This window comes from Bacillus sp. FSL H8-0545 (assembly GCF_038006105.1).
GTDB lineage: Bacteria > Bacillota > Bacilli > Bacillales > Bacillaceae_G > Bacillus_A > Bacillus_A cereus_U.
Genome location: NZ_JBBOUO010000001.1, coordinates 2765598 through 2784726, shown reverse-complemented (window position 1 = coordinate 2784726; position 19129 = coordinate 2765598). Strand labels below are relative to the sequence as shown.

Sequence of the window (19129 nt, the reverse complement as noted above, 5' to 3'; positions counted from 1 at the left end):
ACGAATATATTGTTTGATAAAAAAATTGATAGGGTAGTAGGTGATGGGATGAGTGAATTGCTACTAAAAATGGAGGGAATTAGTAAATCGTTCCCTGGTGTGCAAGCGCTTTCTAATGTGAGGTTTGAATTAAAAAAAGGCGAAGTTCATGCACTTTTGGGGGAGAATGGAGCCGGGAAATCCACATTAATGAAAATTTTAACAGGGATCTATCAAAGAGATGCCGGAACGATTGCGTACGAAGGAAAAGAAATAGAGGTTCCAGATACAAAAGCAGCACAAAGACTCGGAATCAGCATTATTCATCAGGAACTTAACTTAGCTCCGCATTTAACAGTTGCCCAAAATATTTTTATTGGAAGAGAACCTAAAGGGTTATTTAATCTTTTTTTGGATGAAAAAGAACTAAATAACAGGGCAAAAAAACTATTTGAAAGGTTAAACATTAATCTAGATCCAAGAGAATTGGTAGGCGATTTAACAGTTGCAAAACAACAAATGGTGGAAATCTCTAAGGCTCTTTCCTTTGATTCAAAAGTATTGATTATGGATGAGCCAACCGCAGCCTTAACTGATACCGAAATCGATGCATTGTTTGTTATGATTCGGAAACTACGTCAGGACGGTGTGGGAATTGTTTATATCTCTCACCGTATGGAAGAGCTAAAGAAAATTACTGACCGTGTATCGATTATGCGAGACGGTACATACGTAGGAACGATGAACACGAAGGATGCAACCATTGAACAAATTATTTCTATGATGGTTGGAAGAAAAATTGATAACAATCAAAAACCAGAAATGAAAGAGAAAACGAGAGAAAAAGTGTTTGAAGTAAAAAATTTAAAGAGAGGGAACACGATAAAGGATGTAAGTTTTGAACTGTATAAAGGGGAAATCGTTGGCTTTGCTGGATTGATGGGGGCTGGAAGAACTGAAGTAGCCCGTGCCATATTTGGGGCAGATTCATTAGATTCAGGGGAGATTTTCATAAATGGAAAAAGGTTGAGTATAAAAAGCCCGACTGATGCAGTACAACATGGAATTGGCTATTTGTCCGAAGATCGAAAACAGTTTGGGCTTCTAGTTGGGATGGATGTAAAAACAAATATTGCAATGGCATCCATGAAAGATTATGTAAAACCTCTTGGCTTAATGCATGTATCTAAAATTGATCAACAATCTGAGGAACTCATTAAAAGGTTAAAAATAAAAACGCCGTCAGGTAATCAATTAGTGAAAAATCTTTCAGGAGGGAATCAGCAAAAGGTGGTTATTGGCAAGTGGTTGACTAGAGATTCAGATATCTTAATCTTTGATGAGCCTACACGCGGAATTGATATCGGGGCAAAAGACGAAATTTTTAAGTTACTAAATGAATTAGCTGAGCAAGGAAAATCTATCATTATGATCTCCTCAGAACTTCCTGAAATTTTACGGATAAGTCATCGTGTGATTGTCATGTGTGAAGGAAAGATAACTGGGGAATTGAAAAATGATGAAAAAGCATCGCAAGAAGCAATTATGACTCTTGCGACAAAACGAATTATGTAATGGATATTAACGGATTATAAAGGAGTGAACAGGAATGGAAATGCCAAAAGCAGTAGAATTTCCGGTTGAAGGGAAGATGAGGAGAGGGATTAATTCAAATGCTCTTCAGCAGCTTCTAGCATTTGCAAGTTTAATTGTACTTGTTGTGATTTTTTCAATTGCTTCAGCTAATTTTCTACAATTTGATAACATTATAGGAATCTTTCTATCGACAGCTGTTACAGGCATCCTTGCTTTAGGTGCAACGATGATTATCGTTACAAGTGGAATTGATTTATCATGTGGAACCGTACTGACTTTATCTTCGGTTATGACAGGTGTTTTTGCTGTCAACTTAGGTTTACCGGTTTGGGTAGCTGTTACCTTAGGGATTTTAATAGGTGCCGTAGTAGGTTTGATTTCTGGAGCTGCAATTGCAAAATTGAAGATTCCACCATTTATTGCAACGTTAGCTATGATGATGATTGCTAAAGGATTGGCACTTGTTATTTCTAAAGCTACTCCAATCTATTTCACTTCTATACCGAGCTTTAACAAAATTGCGATGGGTTCTATTATCCCTGGTTTTGCTATTCCGAATGCTGTTTTTATCTTTTTTGGAATGGCCATTTTCGCAAGCTTAATTTTAAATAAAACGATAATCGGAAGGTATACATTTGCACTAGGAAGCAATGAAGAAGCAACTCGTCTTTCTGGAGTGAATGTGGATAAGTGGAAAATAATTATCTACATGCTTGCAGGTGTTTTTACTGGTGTTGCAGGTATTATAATGGCATCTCGTCTAAATTCTGCTCAGCCAGCTTTAGGAGCAGGATATGAATTGGAAGCAATCGCAGCAGTAGTTATCGGAGGAACTTCTTTAAGTGGTGGTAAAGGAACAATTCTTGGTACTGTTATCGGTGCATTGATTATGAGTGTGTTAACAAATGGTCTTCAAATCCTTTCAGTTCCTCAAGAATGGCAAACAGTAGTTGTTGGGGCGGTTATCTTATTAGCAGTTTACGCAGATGTGTTGCGAAACAAAAAAGCAAAGAATTAACTGTGATACTGTTTTTTATAAAAAAATATATAGGGGGAATTTCAGATGAAAAAAGCAAAAAAAGGCATAGTTTTATCGTCAATTCTCGCAATCTCAATGTTTATGGGGGCGTGTTCTTCAAACAATGCAAGCACGGGAAGTAAGGATAGTAATGCTCCTGCAAAAGATGACGGCAAGCGTTATGTTGCGATCATTTCAAAAGGGTTCCAGCATCAGTTCTGGCAGGCAGTTAAAAAAGGGGCTGAGCAAGCAGCAGATGAATATAAGGTGAATATTACATTTGTAGGTCCTGAAACGGAAGCACAGGTTGATAAACAAGTTGAGATGCTTCGTAGCACACTTGATAAAAAACCAGATGCGATTGGTTTTGCGGCATTAGACTCTAAGGCTGCTCTTCCTTTATTAGAACAAGCAAAAAACAAAAAAATTCCGATTGTTGCATTTGACTCAGGTGTTGAGGGGGATATACCTGTAGCAACAGCTGCAACAGATAACAAAGCGGCAGCAGCTCTTGCAGCTGAGAAAATGGCTAGATTAATTGGTGAAAAAGGGGAAGTAGCAGTTGTTGCTCATGACCAGACAAGTAAAACAGGTGTTGAACGCCGAGATGGCTTTGTAAATACAATCAAATCAAAGTATCCGAACATCAAAATTGTCGATATCCAATATGGTAGCGGTGATCAATTAAAATCAACTGATGCTGCTAAGGCAATTATGCAAGCGCATCCAACTGTAAAAGGTATTTTCGGTACAAATGAAGGTTCTGCGATTGGGGTAGTAAATGCTGTTAAAGAATTGAACAAAAAGAGTGTAGTAGTGGTTGGCTTTGATTCAGGTAAACTACAAATCGATGCGATTAAGAGCGGAGTAATGGCAGGTGCGATTACACAAAACCCAATTGGAATTGGTTATGAAACTGTTAAAGCTGCTGTTGAGAACTTAGATGGTAAACAAGTATCAAAAACAATCGACACTGGTTTCTATTGGTATGATAAAACGAACATTGATGATCCAAAAATTAAAGCAGTTCTTTATCAATAAAACCTAAACAAGCAATAACAATAACATAGAAGCTGAGGTGTATAACATTGTCCAATGTAATAAATGATTTGAAATTATATGCAAATAAAATTGTGCAAACTGGTCTTGTTGTAGGAGCAGGTGGAAATTTGAGTATGAGAGATGGAAATATCATGTATATATCTCCTAGCGGTTTTGATTTGCAAGAGATAAAAGACCATCAATGGGTACGTGTTGATATTGAAACCGGTGAGATATTGGATGATTTAAAACCATCCTCTGAAATTTTAATGCATTTGGAATGTTTTCGTAAACGTCCTGATATAACAGCTGTTTTACATGCCCACCCAAGTTATTCGGTAGGTGTATCATGTTCCGGTCATACCATTCCGAGTCTATTCCCGGATTTTCCGGCAATGATTAAAAGCGTTGCTTACCTTGACTATATGATTCCGACTACAGAAGTATTGGCTAATGCGGTATCCGGCGTGATTGAAGAAAATGATGTAGTAGTAATGAGAAATCACGGAGTACTGACGGTTGGTAAAACAATGAAAGAAGCATATTTTCTTTTGCAAATTCTAGAGGAAGCGGCAAAAGTATATACGATTGCATCGACAGTAGGAGTCCCAAGGGTCCTTACAGAGGAAGAATGTCAGGATTTAAGAAATCTATCTTCTGAGAAATATAGATTAAAACTACTAAAAGATGCGGAGTAGTTGAAATGTTTTCGAAGGGTGTGAATGAATGGAAAAAGTTTGGGCTTTTGATTTAGGTGCATCCAATGGGCGTTTAATGGTAAGTGGATTTGATGGGAAACGCCTTTATCTTGAAGAGGTTCACAGGTTCTCCAATCGCCCTGTTTACGTAACAGGTCATTATTATTGGGATATTTTAAGGATATTCCAGGAAATGAAGAATGGAATTGGTAAAAGTATTGGAAAAGGGCATAAGTCGATTGAAAGTTTGTCCATCGATACATGGGGCGTTGATTTCGGGCTTCTATCTGAAACTGGTGAACTACTTAGCAATCCTTATTCTTATAGAGATCCACATACAAATGATAGCCTAAAAGAAATAATGGAAGTCATTCCAAGGGATGTTTTGTTCTCTCGAACGGGAGTTGAACCAGCAGCAATTAATACGATTTGCCAACTTTATACGATAAAAAAGAATAACCCGGATTTAATGGAAAAGGCAAAAACTCTTTTATTAACACCAAACTTGCTTAGTTATTTATTTTCCGGTGTAAAGGCGAATGAATATACGATCAGTACAACGACATCGTTATTTAATATTCATGAGCGTAATTGGGATACTGCTCTTATGAAAAAGTTAAACCTGCCTATAGAGATCATGGCAAATATTGTGATGCCAGGAACGACTCTTGGTCCGACCCTTTCTTCGATTCACAACGAATTTGGCATACGACCTGTTAATGTTATTGCTGGAGCGGGACATGATACTGCCTGTGCTCTTGCAGCACTGCCTATAAAGTCAGAAAATTCAGTATTCATGAGCTGCGGTACGTGGATCTTAATGGGAGTTCAAGTAAAGGATCCAGTAATGAGTAAACAGGCTTTGGAATGGGGCTTTACAAATGAAGGAACGGCAGATGGCGAGTTTCGGCTGCTCAAAAATATTATGGGATTATGGCTCATGCAAGAATGTAGAGCGGTTTGGGTAAAAGAAGGCAAGCTTTTTACTTACGAAGAAGAGGCAGAATTGATTCGACATACAAAACCATTTGCACATTTCGTAGACCCAGATGACCCTTCTTTCTTCAATCCGGAAAATATGCCAAAACAAATCCGGGATTTCTGTATAAAGAGTGGTCAACAGCCGCCTGAAACGGAAGGAAGTTTCCTCCGTTGTATTTTGGAGAGTCTTTCATTGAAATACAGGTGGGTCTTAGAGAAACTGGAAGTTTTAACTGGAAAATCAATAGAGGTTATCCATATGGGTGGCGGCGGCATTCAAAATGATTTATTTTGTCAATTTACCGCAAATGCGACAAACCGCCCTGTTATAGCGGGACCGGTTGAAGCGAGTGCGATTGGAAATTCATTATCTCAATGGATCACACTAGGAAAAATAAAAGATTTAAAGGAAGGTAGAGAAATTGTTGAAAATTCGTTTACTGTTAAGCACTATCAACCTCAAAATCAATCAGAATGGCAGGAAGCATACGGCCGTTTTACCGAAATAATTGACCGAAATGTAATGAAAAAGGGGTTTTAAAATGAAAACTGTTCATAATAGATTTTATAATAAATTACCAAAAATCGGCATAAGACCAACTGTTGATGGCAGAAGAAATGGTGTACGTGAATCGCTTGAAGATATGACGATGAATCTCGCAAAATCGGTAGCAAACTTATTAACTGAAAATTTGCGTCACTATAATGGTGAAGCAGTAGAATGTGTCATTGCTGATACATGTATTGGCGGTGTGGCTGAAGCTGCCCAAGCGGCTGAAAAATTTGCAGGAGAGGGAGTCGGTGTTTCCATTACGGTTACACCATGCTGGTGCTATGGTTCTGAAACAATGGATATGAATCCCGATATTCCAAAAGCAGTATGGGGATTTAATGGAACAGAACGTCCTGGAGCAGTCTATTTGGCGGCGGTGCTAGCCGCCCACAATCAAAAGGGTATTCCGGCTTTCGGAATATACGGGAAAGATGTACAGGATTTAAGTGATACATCTATTCCTGAGGATGTGCAGGAAAAGCTACTTCAATTTGCAAAGTCTGGTCTTGTTGTTGCCGCTCTAAAAGGAAAATCGTATCTTTCGATGGGATCTGTATCCATGGGGATTGCTGGCAGTACAGTTCAACCTGAATTTTTCCAGGATTATTTGGGAATGAGAAATGAATACATTGACATGTCTGAATTTGTAAGAAGGATAGATGAAGAGATTTATGATAAGGAAGAATATGAAGTAGCTTTAAACTGGGTGAAGGAGTATTGTCCAGAAGGCCCAGATAATAATACGGAAGAAATGCAAAGATCAAGAGAGCAAAAGAATAAAGATTGGGAAACTAGCGTTAAAATGACATTAATTGCAAGGGATCTCATGGTTGGAAATCCAAAATTGGAGGAACTTGGATATGGTGAGGAAGCGCAAGGATACAACGCCATTTCTGCAGGCTTCCAAGGTCAGCGTCAATGGACGGATCATTTCCCAAATGGTGACTTTATGGAAACGATTTTAAATTCCTCCTTTGATTGGAATGGAATTCGTCCGCCATACATTATGGCTACTGAAAATGATAGCTTAAATGGAGTTACGATGCTATTTGGCCATTTATTAACAAATACGGCTCAAGTTTTTGCTGATGTAAGAACGTATTGGAGTAAAGAGGCAATAGAACGTGTGACAGGTCATAAACCTGAAGGATTGGCGGCAAATGGATTTATTCATATGATTAACTCCGGTTCAGCTGCACTTGATGGTACAGGACAACAAACGAAAGATGGAAAGCCTGTTATAAAACCGTTTTGGGAAATTACAGAGGAAGAAGTTCAAAACTGTTTGGCAGCTACTTCCTGGAGACCAGCTTCAACAGGGTATTTCCGCGGAGGCGGATTCTCGAGTGATTTCTTAACAAAGGGAAATATGCCTGTAACAGCAGCTCGTCTCAATCTTGTTAAAGGATTAGGGCCTGTTTTACAAATTGCAGAAGGCTATACGGTTGAGATACCGGAAGAGGTTCACGATATATTGGATAAGAGAACTGATCCAACTTGGCCAACAACCTGGTTTGTTCCAAATCTAACGGGAGAAGGCGCCTTTAAGGATGTTTACACCGTGATGAATAATTGGGGTGCCAATCACTGTGTAATAAGCTACGGACACATTGGCAGCGATTTAATTACTCTTGCTTCGATGCTCAGAATTCCTGTAAATATGCATAACGTCAAAGAAGAACAAATCTTTAGACCGAGTGCATGGGGAATGTTCGGAACAAAAGATCCGGAAGCAGCAGATTACCGCGCCTGCCAAAACTTTGGGCCATTATACCATTAATGCAAGGATTCCCCCTGATTGTATATCGGGGGGTTACTATACAAAAAATGTCCGATAAAAATAAGTTATTGGAATTGATTAAGGTGTTTTATATGTAAAAGGATTCTAGTGCTCAAAATAATCGCAAGTAATATCAAACTCTTGAACATAGAGTTTCACTTTATTAGAAGTAAGATGGTATCCGAAATAATAGAACACCAAAAACAAAAAAACAACGGGGGTAAAAGTATGGTTAAAAGCTTATGGAACGAAACAAAGGTATCTCAATTACCGCAAGGAGTAGAAGAATTAGTCTATCGTTCGAATTTAATTGGAACAGACCGTGCAGTATGTAATTGGGGCGGCGGAAACACATCGGTAAAGACAGTGGAAAAGGATTTTCGTGGTCATGATGTAGAGGTCATGTGGGTTAAAGGAAGTGGATCCGATTTAGCGACTATGAAAGCACAAAACTTTACTGGTTTAAGAATGGAAGACATTCGTTTATTAATTGAGCGTGAAGAAATGCCAGACGAAGAAATGGTAGAGTACTTATCGCATTGTATGATTGACAGCAAACATCCGCGTGCGTCCATCGAAACATTATTGCATGCTTTCTTGCCTTTTAAACATGTGGATCATACACATCCAGATGCCATTATTAGTCTTTGCTGCGCACATAATGGAAGACAAATTGCCGAGGAAATTTACGGTAACCGTTTTGTTTGGGTTCCATATGTACGTCCTGGATTTACCTTATCTAAAATGATTGCAGAAGGCGTGAAAAATAATCCGAATGCTGAACTAGTATTAATGGAAAAACACGGCTTAGTTGTTTGGGGAGAAACGGCGAAGGAAAGTTATGAAAAAACGATTGCGGTTATTAATGAGGCAGAGCAGTATATCAATGAGCGAGTGAATGAAAGTACTGTATTCGGAGGTCAAAAATACGAAGCACTTTCAGTAGAAGAGCGTAGAAGCATTCTTGCAAAAGTAATGCCGATTATTCGCGGGGCAGTTAGTGATGAAAAGAAAATGCTTTTATCCTATGACGATACGGATGAAGTACTCCGATTTGTAAACAGTCACAATGCACCAGAGTTGTCTCAAGTTGGAGCGGCTTGTCCTGACCATTTAGTTCACACAAAGCGCACTCCTTTGTATATTGATTGGGATCCGCAAACAAAAGACGTGGACGGATTAATAGAGAAAATGAAAGCTGATGTGGAAAGCTTTAAAAACGAGTATAAAGCTTACTTTGAACGTAACAAATACGAAGGAGATCAAATGTTTGAATCTGCACCTCGCGTTATTTTAATTCCTGGTATCGGTATGGTGAATACCGGTAAAAATCTAGTGATGTCAAAAGTAAGTGGTGCGCTGTATCACCGAGCAATTTCGGTAATGAAAGGTTCCACAACACTTGGAAGTTTTGTTTCTTTGAATGAAAATGACTCTTACAATGTTGAGTACTGGCCATTGGAGCTATATAAATTATCGTTAGCACCAGCTGAAGCTGAATTTTCTCGCAAGGTTGCCCTTATTACAGGTGGTGCTGGTGGAATCGGAAGCGAGACGGGACGCTGCCTCGTTTCAGAAGGTGCGCATGTAGTGCTTGCTGATTTGAACTTTGAAGGGGCAGAAAAAGTTGCGGCTGAAATTAACGAGAAGTATGGCGAAGGTCGTGCGCTCGCGGTGAAAATGGATGTAACAAAAGAAGAAGAAGTACAGGCGGCATTTGAGCAGGCAGCCCTTGCTTACGGAGGCGTTGATAGTATCGTGAACAATGCAGGGCTGGCAACGTCTAGTCCATTCGATGAAACGACGCTTCAGGAATGGAATTTAAATATGAATGTGCTTGGAACGGGATATTTTTTAGTGGCACGTGAAGCGTTCAAGCAAATGAAACAGCAAGGTATTGGTGGGAATATGGTATTTGTCGGTTCGAAAAATTCTGTGTATGCAGGGAAAAATGCTACGGCATACAGCTCTGTAAAAGCACTCGAAACGCACCTAGCGAGATGTATTGCAGCTGAAGGCGGTGAGTATGGCATTCGTGTAAATTCAGTTCTTCCAGATGCGGTTCTTCAAGGATCAGCCATTTGGGGTTCAAGATGGCGTGAAGAACGTGCTGCGGCATATGGTATTGAGCCTGATCAGTTAGAGGAGCATTACCGTAAACGCACAACCTTATTGGTCAATATTTATTCGAAAGACATTGCTGAATCGATTGCTTTCTTTGCCTCTTCAAAGGCGGATAAAACAACGGGATGCATGATCACAGTTGACGGTGGTGTACCAGCAGCATTTATTCGATAATCATTTCGCTTGTGAAAAGGTATATAAAACGGGGTGTAATAGGCGAATATATTTTTGCCTATTATGCTTCAATATAAAAGAATAGCGAATTTCAAGGAGAGAATAAGTCAATATGTAAAAGGAGACACTTTACATTCGCTTTTCAAAAGGGGATGGAAATTTGAAGCTTAGAAACCTATTAACAGGGGGATTGCTTTTTGGTACTTTATTATTTTCTTTAGGAGGAGCTGGAGAAGTTAGTAAGGTAAAGGCAACATCACCTATTACGATTGAAACTCCAAAACCAGAGGGAAAGAAACTATCACTCTGGTACAATCAGCCAGCAAAAGATTGGGAAAAACAAGCATTGCCAATTGGTAATGGTTATATGGGCGGAATGGTCTTTGGTGGGGTCCAGCAAGAACGTATTCAGTTTAATGAAAAAACGCTTTGGACTGGTGGACCAAACAGTGCAAGTGATTATACTTACGGGAATCGTGATGGGGCAGCGAGTCACTTAGATAGCATTAGGGAAAAAGTAGCAAAAGGTGATAAATCAGGGGCTGAAAAGGAGTCTTCACAATTTCTCACAGGTCTTCAAAAAGGGTTTGGTTCCTATCAAAATTTTGGAGATATATATTTAGATTTTAATATGCCAGATTCATCTACATTTTCCAATTATCGCAGGGAATTAAATATAAATGAGGGAATTGCTACTGTTTCCTATAACTATAAAGGTGTTCAATATAATAGGGAATATTTCACAAGTTATCCTGATCGCGTTATGGTCATGCGTTTAACTGCTAGTGAATCTAAACAGCTTTCATTAGATGTTAGACCTACTAGCGCACAGGGAGGGCAAGTATCGTCCGTAGATAACAAAATCACCATCAAAGGACAAATAGCGAATAATGGAATGAAATATGAATCAGAATTCAAAGTACTGAATGAGGGCGGTACATTAACAGCAGAGAATGGGAAAATTAAAGTAGCAAATGCTGATACATTAACAATTATTATGACTGCGGCTACTGATTATGAAAATAAATATCCTACTTATAAAGGGGAGGATCCACATCAAAAGGTTGAAAAAATCATGGCCGCTATTTCTAAAAAGAGTTATGAGGTTTTAAAATATACACATATTAAAGACTATCACTCTTTATTTAATCGTGTTTCTTTAAATTTAGGAGGGGAAAAACCATCTGTTCCAACAAATGAACTACTAGCATCTTACAGTAAAGAAAACAGTAAGTATTTGGAAGAACTATTCTTCCAATATGGAAGGTATTTGCTCATTTCTTCTTCAAGACCAGGAACGCTTCCTGCAAATCTACAAGGGGTATGGAATAATTCGAACACACCACCGTGGGAGAGTGACTATCATTTCAATATTAATTTGCAAATGAATTATTGGCCTGCAGAAGTGACGAATCTGTCTGAAACCGCTTTGCCATTAATGGATTATGTGGACTCATTAAGAGAACCAGGAAGGGTTTCAGCAGAAAAACATTTCGGTGTTAAAGGCGGTGGATGGACCGTTAACACGATGAATAATCCATTTGGATTTACTGCTCCTGGATGGGGATTAGGCTGGGGATGGGCACCTAGTGCGAATGCCTTCATTGGCCAAAATCTTTGGGAACATTATAAGTTTACGGATGATAAACAATACTTACAAGAAAAGATTTATCCGATAATTAAAGAAGCGGCTGAGTTTCATAGTAAGTTTTTAGTTGAAGATAAAAATAAGAAGTTGGTTGTTTCTCCGTGCTGGTCTCCAGAGATTGGTGGTATTTCTAATGGATGTGCCTTTGACCAACAGTTAGTGTATGGGTTGTTCTCAAATGTAATCGAAGCTAGTGCGGTTTTGAATACTGATAAGGCGTTTCGAGATGAGTTAACGGCTAAAAGGGATCGATTATTCTCGCCAATTCAAATTGGCAGATATGGTCAAGTGCAAGAATGGAAGGATGATATAGACGATCCTGCTGAAACGCACCGGCATATATCGCAGCTAGTGGCCTTATATCCAGGAAGTATGATTAACCACAATACACCGGAATGGCTTCAGGCAGCTAAAGTTACTTTAAACCATCGTGGTGACGAGGGAACAGGCTGGAGTAAAGCGAATAAAATTAACTTATGGGCACGTTTGTTAGATGGTGACCATGCCTATAAAATTCTGCAAGGGCAACTTACTGGAAGTACGCTCAGTAACCTATTTGATACTCATCCACCGTTTCAAATTGATGGAAACTTTGGTGCAACATCGGGAATTGCTGAAATGTTAATTCAAAGCCATACCGACTCCATTCAATTGTTGCCTGCCCTTCCGAAAGCTTGGAAGGATGGTTCTTATAAAGGACTAAGAGCACGCGGTGCATTTACGATTGATGCGAACTGGAAAAATAGTATGCCTACAGTCATTCGTGTGACTTCCGATCACGGAAACGATGTAAAGTTAAAAAGTCCAATGTTCAATACACCATTTACTGTGACAAGAGTCGGAACGAATACACCGGTGAAATTTACGAAGGCTGGCGATACAATTTCATTTAAAACTGAACAAGGTAAAAGTTATAAAATTGAGTCTATGCTCAATTTCGATTTGGAATCTACGAACAGTGTAACTGCAGGAAATACAGTTAAGGTGAAGGCTCATTTATCAAACTTTGGTACATCGAAATCTTCTTCAGGGCAAGTGGTTGTAAAGGCTCCAGAGAGCTGGAATGTTAAACCGATTACAGTAGCTTTTGAAGGCGTTGAACCAGGGCAATCGAAAACAATTGAGGCAGATTTACCTGTCCCTATTGATGCAGTTGCTAATAATTACGTCATTGAAGCTGAAGTAAACACAGATAATGGGACGGTTAGTAAATCTAATCAAATAGAAGTAATTCCAGCAGTAAAGCTAATTTCGGCAAAGGTAGAACCAAATCCAATTAGCGCTGAAGGTGGTTCTACTACATTAAAGGTAAAGGTTCAAAATGAAATAAAGGAAAAAGTGACACCTGGCAAAATTGAATTGCAATTACCAGACGGATGGAATGCACAGCCATCAACAACGGACTTTCAATTACCTGCAGGAGGAGAGGAGACATATTCGTTTGTTATTTCCCCGCCAGCTCAGTTTAAAGGAATGAAAGAGGTTGGAGTCTCTGTAAAACTGGGGAATGCGGTGGTAACTTCAACAAAAGTGCAAGTTGCTTCTGGCGGCATCTATCTTAGTGATATTCCATGGATAAAAGCAACTGCCGGATGGGCAACGGTTCAAAAAGATAAAAGCACCGACGGAAACCCACTGTCATTACTTGGAACTACAGGGCCGATTACGTATAAAAAAGGGATAGGAACTCATGCAAAATCAGAAGTTACCTATGATATATCAAATGCAACGTACAAACAATTTAATTCCTATGTAGGAATTGATCAGGAACCTGGTGGTAAAGGCGGTTCGGTTGTGTTTAAAGTACTACTTGATGGAGTGGAAGTATTTAATAGCGGCACAATGTACTATAATACTCCGGCCAAATTTGTTGATGTTGATCTGACGGGTAAGAAAGAATTAAAACTAGTAGTTGAGGACGCAGGTAACGGTAATGGAAATGATCATGCGGACTGGGCAGATGCTTGGTTGAGTTTTAAATAGTTTTGATTTAGTCGTTACTCTTTGTAGTCATACGGATTATATGTCTCCAATTATACCCTCACATGTTCATTGGGGATTTGATGATCAGATAGGAAAAAGAGTGGTCTGAATTGCAACGTATGAAACAATTTTTTTGACTAGGTGAATAAAGGAAAGAGTCAATCTTCTATTGCATAGGGGATTGGCTCTTTTTTACTATATTGTGAGCTTTGCACCAGAACCTCCATTCTTCTGTGAGGGAACGTTCGTTCTTGTTTTTTGGTGGAATATTTTGTATTCTTAAAAAGAAGTGATTTTTAGAGAAGGCGTTTGGATATATCGACAAGTGGATGTTTTTATAAGAAATGGACAGTGGCTGTGAAAGGGACATTGAAAATATTACAAGCCGTAACAGATGATAAATTAGGACATAGTACACTTGCTTGGTTTGAGTTCGGTATTGTACTGGACTCAAACCAAGTAACAAAAAATCCAAGTCCCCATCGAGGCAGTAAGCAAATTTCTCTTCGCTCCTGCGCTTTTTTTTCATTCATCTCCCACTGTAATATAATAAAAAAAATAAACTAGAGGTAGGTACGCACATGATTCAATTAACAAACCGCCAGGCACGGCAATTTCTTTTGTTGAAACATGGACTTTTAGGTGAATATAAATTTAGCGGGAAGCAAGGTGTATTGGACTTTGTTCGGCAAGCTAGCTGTATTCAATACGATCCCATCGATGCTTGTGGAAAGAACGCCGAATTAGTGCTACAGTCGCGAATCAAGGGATTTACTAAGGGAATGCTTGCCGAGTTGTTATATGAGGATAGAAGTCTTGTCGATTATCCCGACAAGAACCTGGCCATTATCCCTGTCGAGGATTGGCCGTATTTTGGGCGATATAGGAAAGTCGCCCGCCAGCATGCAGAACGCTATCCCGAAATGGAAGTATTGACAGCGCATGTACGGGATCATATCCAAAATCACGGTGCGCTAAGTTCGAGTGATTTAAAATTGAATGGAGATTTCTCTTGGCAATCGGCCATCCATTGGAGCGGCGGAAACAATACATCTCGTTCGGTGCTGGAACAGATGTATTCGACGGGTGAGTTAATTATCCATCATAAAAAAGGAACGCGTAAATATTACGATATCGCCAAGAAGTACATACAGCCGCATTTGCTGAATGCACCAGAGCCGCTGGAAGATGAGCTTGAGCATCATAAGTGGCGCATACTGCGTCGAATCGGCTCTGTAGGTCTTTTATGGAATCGTGCGTCAGACGCATGGCTGAACATATGGGGGTTGAAAGCAACACAGCGCAACGAGGTTTTCCGCCAGCTATTGCACGAAGCTCGCATCATTGCTGTTGCTGTTGAACAAACGAAGGATAGGTTGTATTGTCTCACGGAGGATTTACCGCTTATTGAATCAGTTCTGCAACATCAGAAACCGAAATTACGTTGTGAACTTATTGCACCGCTAGATAATTTCATATGGGATAGAAAACTTATCAGCGAATTGTTTAACTTCGATTACACCTGGGAGATTTACACGCCTGCAATCAAACGGAAATTCGGCTATTATGTACTGCCACTATTATATGGAGAGAGCTTCATTGGACGAGCCGAGATAATCGCGGAACGAAAAACTGGAACGCTCGTTGTTAAAAACATCTGGTACGAGAATGGTGTGAAGCAAACAATACAATTGCGAACAGCCTTGAACAGTTGTTTCCAAAAGTTTGCGTTATTCAATGGGTGTGAGACGGTTTTGGCAGAGGCTTGGTTGAGTTAGAAAAAAATAATCTTCTATATTAGTATCAAGCATTGTATGGGATACCACTATCAAGCTAATAACTAATAAAACTAAAATGAAAAAAACGCTATTCTTTCTGTAGAATGGCGTTTTTGTATTTGATGAATTTTGACTATTTGTTCAAGAGTTTCAAAGTCTTTATCTCCAACTATTTTACAAGATCAAAAGGCTTACATAATACAGGTATAGCTCTTCTGTTTGAACGAACCGGCAGTTTAGCTAAAGAAGGGGAATTTATAGTAAGCATAGAAAAAGATGAATGACTTGAAATTTTTACGAGGTGAAAATGATGGTAATAAAACAAGAAGAAATGAAAGTAGTAGTGGGAGCTGGGGCATTTAATAACAATCCAGGTTGGATTCAAACGCAAGAAGATGAGCTGAACTTATTAGTTGAACGGACATGGGAAGAAAGATTTGAACATAACTCCATTTCAGCTATTTTAGCAGAGCATGTATGGGAACACCTTACTTTTGAAGAAGGGGTAAAAGCAGCTGAAATTTGTTATAAATTTTTAAAACCGTCAGGTCATATTCGGTGCGGCGTCCCTGATGCATTTTTCCCAGATGAAACATATCAAAACATAGTTCAAGTAGGCGGACCTGGCCCGAAAAATCATCCAGCTGCAAGCCATAAAGTCGTTCATAATTATAAAACATTAACGGAAATGTTTGAAACTGCTGGATTTGAAGTAGTTTTGCTGGAATATTGTGATGAAAATGGGCAATTTTATTACAATGAATGGGATGCGAACGATGGTGTTATCTTCCGTTCAAAAAGATATGATTCTAGAAATCAAGGAAACAAACTTGGCTTTCCATCGTTAATTGTTGATGCGATTAAACGGTAAGTAATTCAATGAACGCATGTGTTAGTCCTATAAGTTTATGAGCCGCAAATGCGGCTTTTTTGTTTGTGCTTTAATTATTTCGGTAAAGATTCCTCCGTCAAATAGTATTGCTTAAATATAGAAAAACACCTGTTTAAAATTAAAAGACAGGTATTTTAAATGAACAATTGAAAGAGCAAGTACGGTTTACGTATTATTTACGCGAGCGTGGGATTCATTTATGTTTATCACTTGGAGTGATGACATTGTGTAGATCTTCGTAACTTTTATGTAATTGTTTCATATATTAAAAAAAGACTCGATTCGCGGTATATAAAGTGGGCTGTAGTAGGAGAAGTACCTTCAAAAGTGCTATGGATGAAAAGATGATTAGGTTGTACGAAATATGAAAATGTACGGACATAATGATTGTAAATCCAATTATGTAACAAGTTTAGCCTTACAAAACGTTGCACCGACGAATTTTTCATGGATATGACCGCAAGTATGTGTATAATTACTGGTAATCTTATAGGTTTTCTTTGGAAAGCGAATGAGAAATATATGGTTTTCTGTATCTGACGTTTGAAAAAACTATGGTAAAGGGGAGAGAGGGAGTTTTTATAAGGTATGTCCTTTAAGAAAAACTATTTTTAGAGAGCTTATTCAAATCTTAAGGATTCTTAAGGATGTCACTATAGTTTCTTCAGGTTTGAATTTTAAACTATAGTAGTAAATTCAAACTATTGGAGTGATTAAATATGAAGCCTCTGTCTTTTTTATCTCAATATATAACGAATCCAAGAAACGTGGGTGCAGTACTTCCAAGTTCAAAGTTTCTTGCAGATAAAATGGTGGAAAGCATCAATTTTAAGGAAGCTAAATATATTGTTGAATATGGGCCAGGTACGGGTGTATTCACGAATAAATTGCTTGAAAAACGAAGTTCGAATACTACTCTTTTATTAGTGGAAAATAATAAAGAGTTTTATTTATTATTGAAAGAAAAATATAAAAAAGAGAAAAATGTATTCATTGTATTAGGGTCTGCGGAAAATATTGACGAGTATCTACAGGGCTATTGCATTCCTTATGCAGACTATATTGTTTCTGGTCTTCCTTTTTCTAGTTTACCCCCAAATGTTTCAAAAAAAATATTATTAACTACCACCAAAATTTTAAAGGAAGGTGGGAATTTTATTACCTTTCAATATACTAAATTTAAAAAGAATTTTCTTAGTCAGTTTTTTAATAGAATAGATGTGAAAAGGGAACTTAGAAATGTACCACCAGCTTATATCTTTAACTGTTCAATCCCAAAAAATAGTGGGGAATAAGAGGGAAACGGCAAGGTTATGGTTCTTTCTATTCCATAGATCTGTGGCGATTTTCCTTATAAAACCTGTATTTAATCTCGTTTATTGATGAAATCTTTGTAAGTGGTAATTTTATATTCAAGCATCTCATCCGCAGCTTTTAACGTTCTAATTTGTTCCTTAATAGAGTGTTTATGTTCTTCTAAAAGATTTAAACGCTCTGTCGTGGTATGTTCTCCTTCCAAAGCTAATGCAGCATACTTCTTTATTTTCGCAATTGGCATTTGTGTTTCTTTTAACTTGATAACAAATTGCAGCCATTTAATATGTGAATCGTTATATCGTCTGTCTCCGTTAATGTTACGAACAGGAATTATAATTTTTTCTTTTTCGTAATACCGTAATGTATATGTACTTATCTCTAACATTTTAGCCACTTCACCAATAGTGTACATAAGAAACCTCCATATAAATTTTTCTTGACTTAGAGTTTACTCTAATCATTATAATCAACTCATAGTTCGTTTACAATTAAATCAATTGGATAAAATTCAGGAGGGATTTATATGAAATATACAGTTATTACAGGGGCTAGCTCAGGAATTGGATATGAAACCGCTCTTGCTTTTGCGACTCGTGGAAAAAACTTAATTATAGCAGCACGCAGAAAGGAGGAATTAGGAAAGTTAAAGTCAAAAGTGGCTGAAATTAATCCAGACCTGGATGTTGTCATTCGAACCGTTGACTTATCTGTTACTGCAAATGTTTATGAATTCTATGAAAGTCTTCAGGTTTATCAAATCGAAACCTGGATTAATAATGCTGGATTTGGAAACTTTGCTTCCATTGGGGAGCAAAAGTTAAATAAAATTGAGACGATGCTTCACTTGAATATTGAGGCTTTAACCGTTCTGTCCTCTCTTTATGTACGTGATTATGCAGATGTTGAAGGAACTCAAATTATCAATATATCTTCAGGAGGAGGATATAGGATTGTTGCCGATGCTGTGACTTACTGCGCGACAAAGTTCTATGTAAGTGCCTTTACAGAAGGTCTAGCACAAGAATTAAAAGAAAAAGGAGCAGCAATGCAAGCAAAAGTGTTGGCTCCTGCTGCTACAGAGACCGAATTTGCAAAACGGTCTTATGATGTTGATAATTTTGAATATGATAATGTTGTTCCTAAGTTCCATACAGCTGAACAAATGGCCGGTTTCTTACTCAATTTATATGATAGTGAGAAGGTGGTAGGAATTGTGAATGGAGAAACGTATGACTTTGAATTAAGAGATCCAATGTATCCATATGTGATGAGTATAAGAAACTAGTTTTGTAAAATCTGAACATAACAAAAAACTGATAGTTCCTTAAGGGACTATTTAAACAAAAATCACCGATTTCCTGTACGTAAAGAAGTTGGTGATTTTTTTGTCGTAATGGTCGTGAAATTGAACATACACACTGTTTACATATTACAGAGGTGGCTACTTATATAAAAATTACATAACAGTAGTTGATATTCATCCATTAAATAAGACGATTATATGTACTGATGTTTTTCGTAATAAGAGAATGTTTAAGTTTGGTGATGTAATTGAAGTGAATTAGAG

Annotated in this window: 13 protein-coding genes and 2 pseudogenes; 14 read left to right on the top strand and 1 reads right to left on the bottom strand. The window is 38.1% G+C overall.

From position 1 onward, the window contains the following. Positions 1 to 48: 48 nt before the first annotated feature. The 12 genes and pseudogenes from MHI07_RS14535 (at position 49) to MHI07_RS14480 (ending at position 17540) form a co-directional block, all read left to right on the top strand. A complete protein-coding gene (locus MHI07_RS14535) occupies positions 49 to 1554 on the top strand; it encodes a sugar ABC transporter ATP-binding protein (RefSeq protein WP_340824645.1) in 1506 nt (501 codons plus the stop codon). A gap of 34 nt (positions 1555 to 1588) precedes the next feature. After that, entirely contained in the window at positions 1589 to 2593 is a 1005-nt protein-coding gene (locus MHI07_RS14530) for an ABC transporter permease (protein ID WP_340824643.1), read from the top strand. Between the two features lie 45 nt (positions 2594 to 2638). Beyond that, on the top strand, positions 2639 to 3634 hold the full coding sequence (locus MHI07_RS14525) for an ABC transporter substrate-binding protein (RefSeq protein WP_340824641.1): 996 nt from the start codon (positions 2639 to 2641) through the stop codon (positions 3632 to 3634). Between the two features lie 47 nt (positions 3635 to 3681). Beyond that, positions 3682 to 4332, top strand: coding sequence for a class II aldolase/adducin family protein (locus tag MHI07_RS14520; protein ID WP_340824639.1), 651 nt, complete (start codon positions 3682 to 3684; stop codon positions 4330 to 4332). 28 nt (positions 4333 to 4360) lie between these two features. After that, complete coding sequence (locus MHI07_RS14515; protein WP_340824637.1) at positions 4361 to 5854, top strand: rhamnulokinase; 1494 nt, start codon at positions 4361 to 4363, stop codon at positions 5852 to 5854. 1 nt (position 5855) lies between these two features. Continuing rightward, on the top strand, positions 5856 to 7646 hold the full coding sequence (locus tag MHI07_RS14510; RefSeq protein ID WP_340824635.1) for an L-fucose isomerase: 1791 nt from the start codon (positions 5856 to 5858) through the stop codon (positions 7644 to 7646). A gap of 228 nt (positions 7647 to 7874) precedes the next feature. Then, on the top strand, positions 7875 to 9944 hold the full coding sequence (locus tag MHI07_RS14505; RefSeq protein ID WP_340824633.1) for a bifunctional aldolase/short-chain dehydrogenase: 2070 nt from the start codon (positions 7875 to 7877) through the stop codon (positions 9942 to 9944). A gap of 160 nt (positions 9945 to 10104) precedes the next feature. Further along, positions 10105 to 13575, top strand: a complete 3471-nt coding sequence (locus tag MHI07_RS14500; RefSeq protein WP_340824631.1) for a glycosyl hydrolase family 95 catalytic domain-containing protein — start codon at positions 10105 to 10107, stop codon at positions 13573 to 13575. Further along, positions 13565 to 13712: pseudogene (locus MHI07_RS29395) on the top strand (arsenate reductase); the annotation flags it as partial. The gene MHI07_RS14500 and the pseudogene MHI07_RS29395, both read left to right, overlap by 11 nt. A gap of 444 nt (positions 13713 to 14156) precedes the next feature. Beyond that, the gene (locus MHI07_RS14495) at positions 14157 to 15353 is read left to right on the top strand and encodes a winged helix-turn-helix domain-containing protein (protein WP_340824628.1); all 1197 of its coding nucleotides are present in this window, start codon (positions 14157 to 14159) and stop codon (positions 15351 to 15353) included. Positions 15354 to 15660: 307 nt separating this feature from the next. Next, entirely contained in the window at positions 15661 to 16224 is a 564-nt protein-coding gene (locus MHI07_RS14490; protein ID WP_340826904.1) for a class I SAM-dependent methyltransferase, read from the top strand. 740 nt (positions 16225 to 16964) lie between these two features. Then, the gene (locus MHI07_RS14480; RefSeq protein WP_078181179.1) at positions 16965 to 17540 is read left to right on the top strand and encodes a class I SAM-dependent methyltransferase; all 576 of its coding nucleotides are present in this window, start codon (positions 16965 to 16967) and stop codon (positions 17538 to 17540) included. A gap of 71 nt (positions 17541 to 17611) precedes the next feature. Here MHI07_RS14480 and MHI07_RS14475 read toward each other — a convergent pair whose 3' ends face one another. After that, complete coding sequence (locus MHI07_RS14475; RefSeq protein ID WP_002110648.1) at positions 17612 to 17974, bottom strand: MerR family transcriptional regulator; 363 nt, start codon at positions 17972 to 17974, stop codon at positions 17612 to 17614. Positions 17975 to 18085: 111 nt separating this feature from the next. Here MHI07_RS14475 and MHI07_RS14470 point away from each other — a divergent pair, with 111 nt between their 5' ends. Next, positions 18086 to 18847: an SDR family NAD(P)-dependent oxidoreductase gene (locus MHI07_RS14470; RefSeq protein ID WP_340824625.1), complete on the top strand. Its 762-nt coding sequence runs from the start codon at positions 18086 to 18088 to the stop codon at positions 18845 to 18847. 133 nt (positions 18848 to 18980) lie between these two features. Next, positions 18981 to 19127: pseudogene (locus MHI07_RS14465) on the top strand (YolD-like family protein); the annotation flags it as partial. Between the last annotated feature and the right edge of the window lie 2 nt (positions 19128 to 19129).

Excerpts from the sequence above, each read along its gene's own strand:
- MHI07_RS14535 (WP_340824645.1), top strand. The coding sequence starts at position 49 with ATGAGTGAATTGCTACTAAAAATGGAGGGAATTAGTAAATCGTTCCCT.
- MHI07_RS14530 (WP_340824643.1), top strand. The coding sequence starts at position 1,589 with ATGGAAATGCCAAAAGCAGTAGAATTTCCGGTTGAAGGGAAGATGAGG.
- MHI07_RS14525 (WP_340824641.1), top strand. The coding sequence starts at position 2,639 with ATGAAAAAAGCAAAAAAAGGCATAGTTTTATCGTCAATTCTCGCAATC.
- MHI07_RS14515 (WP_340824637.1), top strand. The coding sequence starts at position 4,361 with ATGGAAAAAGTTTGGGCTTTTGATTTAGGTGCATCCAATGGGCGTTTA.
- MHI07_RS14510 (WP_340824635.1), top strand. The coding sequence starts at position 5,856 with ATGAAAACTGTTCATAATAGATTTTATAATAAATTACCAAAAATCGGC.
- MHI07_RS14505 (WP_340824633.1), top strand. The coding sequence starts at position 7,875 with ATGGTTAAAAGCTTATGGAACGAAACAAAGGTATCTCAATTACCGCAA.
- MHI07_RS14495 (WP_340824628.1), top strand. The coding sequence starts at position 14,157 with ATGATTCAATTAACAAACCGCCAGGCACGGCAATTTCTTTTGTTGAAA.
- MHI07_RS14490 (WP_340826904.1), top strand. The coding sequence starts at position 15,661 with ATGATGGTAATAAAACAAGAAGAAATGAAAGTAGTAGTGGGAGCTGGG.
- MHI07_RS14480 (WP_078181179.1), top strand. The coding sequence starts at position 16,965 with ATGAAGCCTCTGTCTTTTTTATCTCAATATATAACGAATCCAAGAAAC.
- MHI07_RS14475 (WP_002110648.1), bottom strand. The coding sequence starts at position 17,974 with ATGTACACTATTGGTGAAGTGGCTAAAATGTTAGAGATAAGTACATAT.
- MHI07_RS14470 (WP_340824625.1), top strand. The coding sequence starts at position 18,086 with ATGAAATATACAGTTATTACAGGGGCTAGCTCAGGAATTGGATATGAA.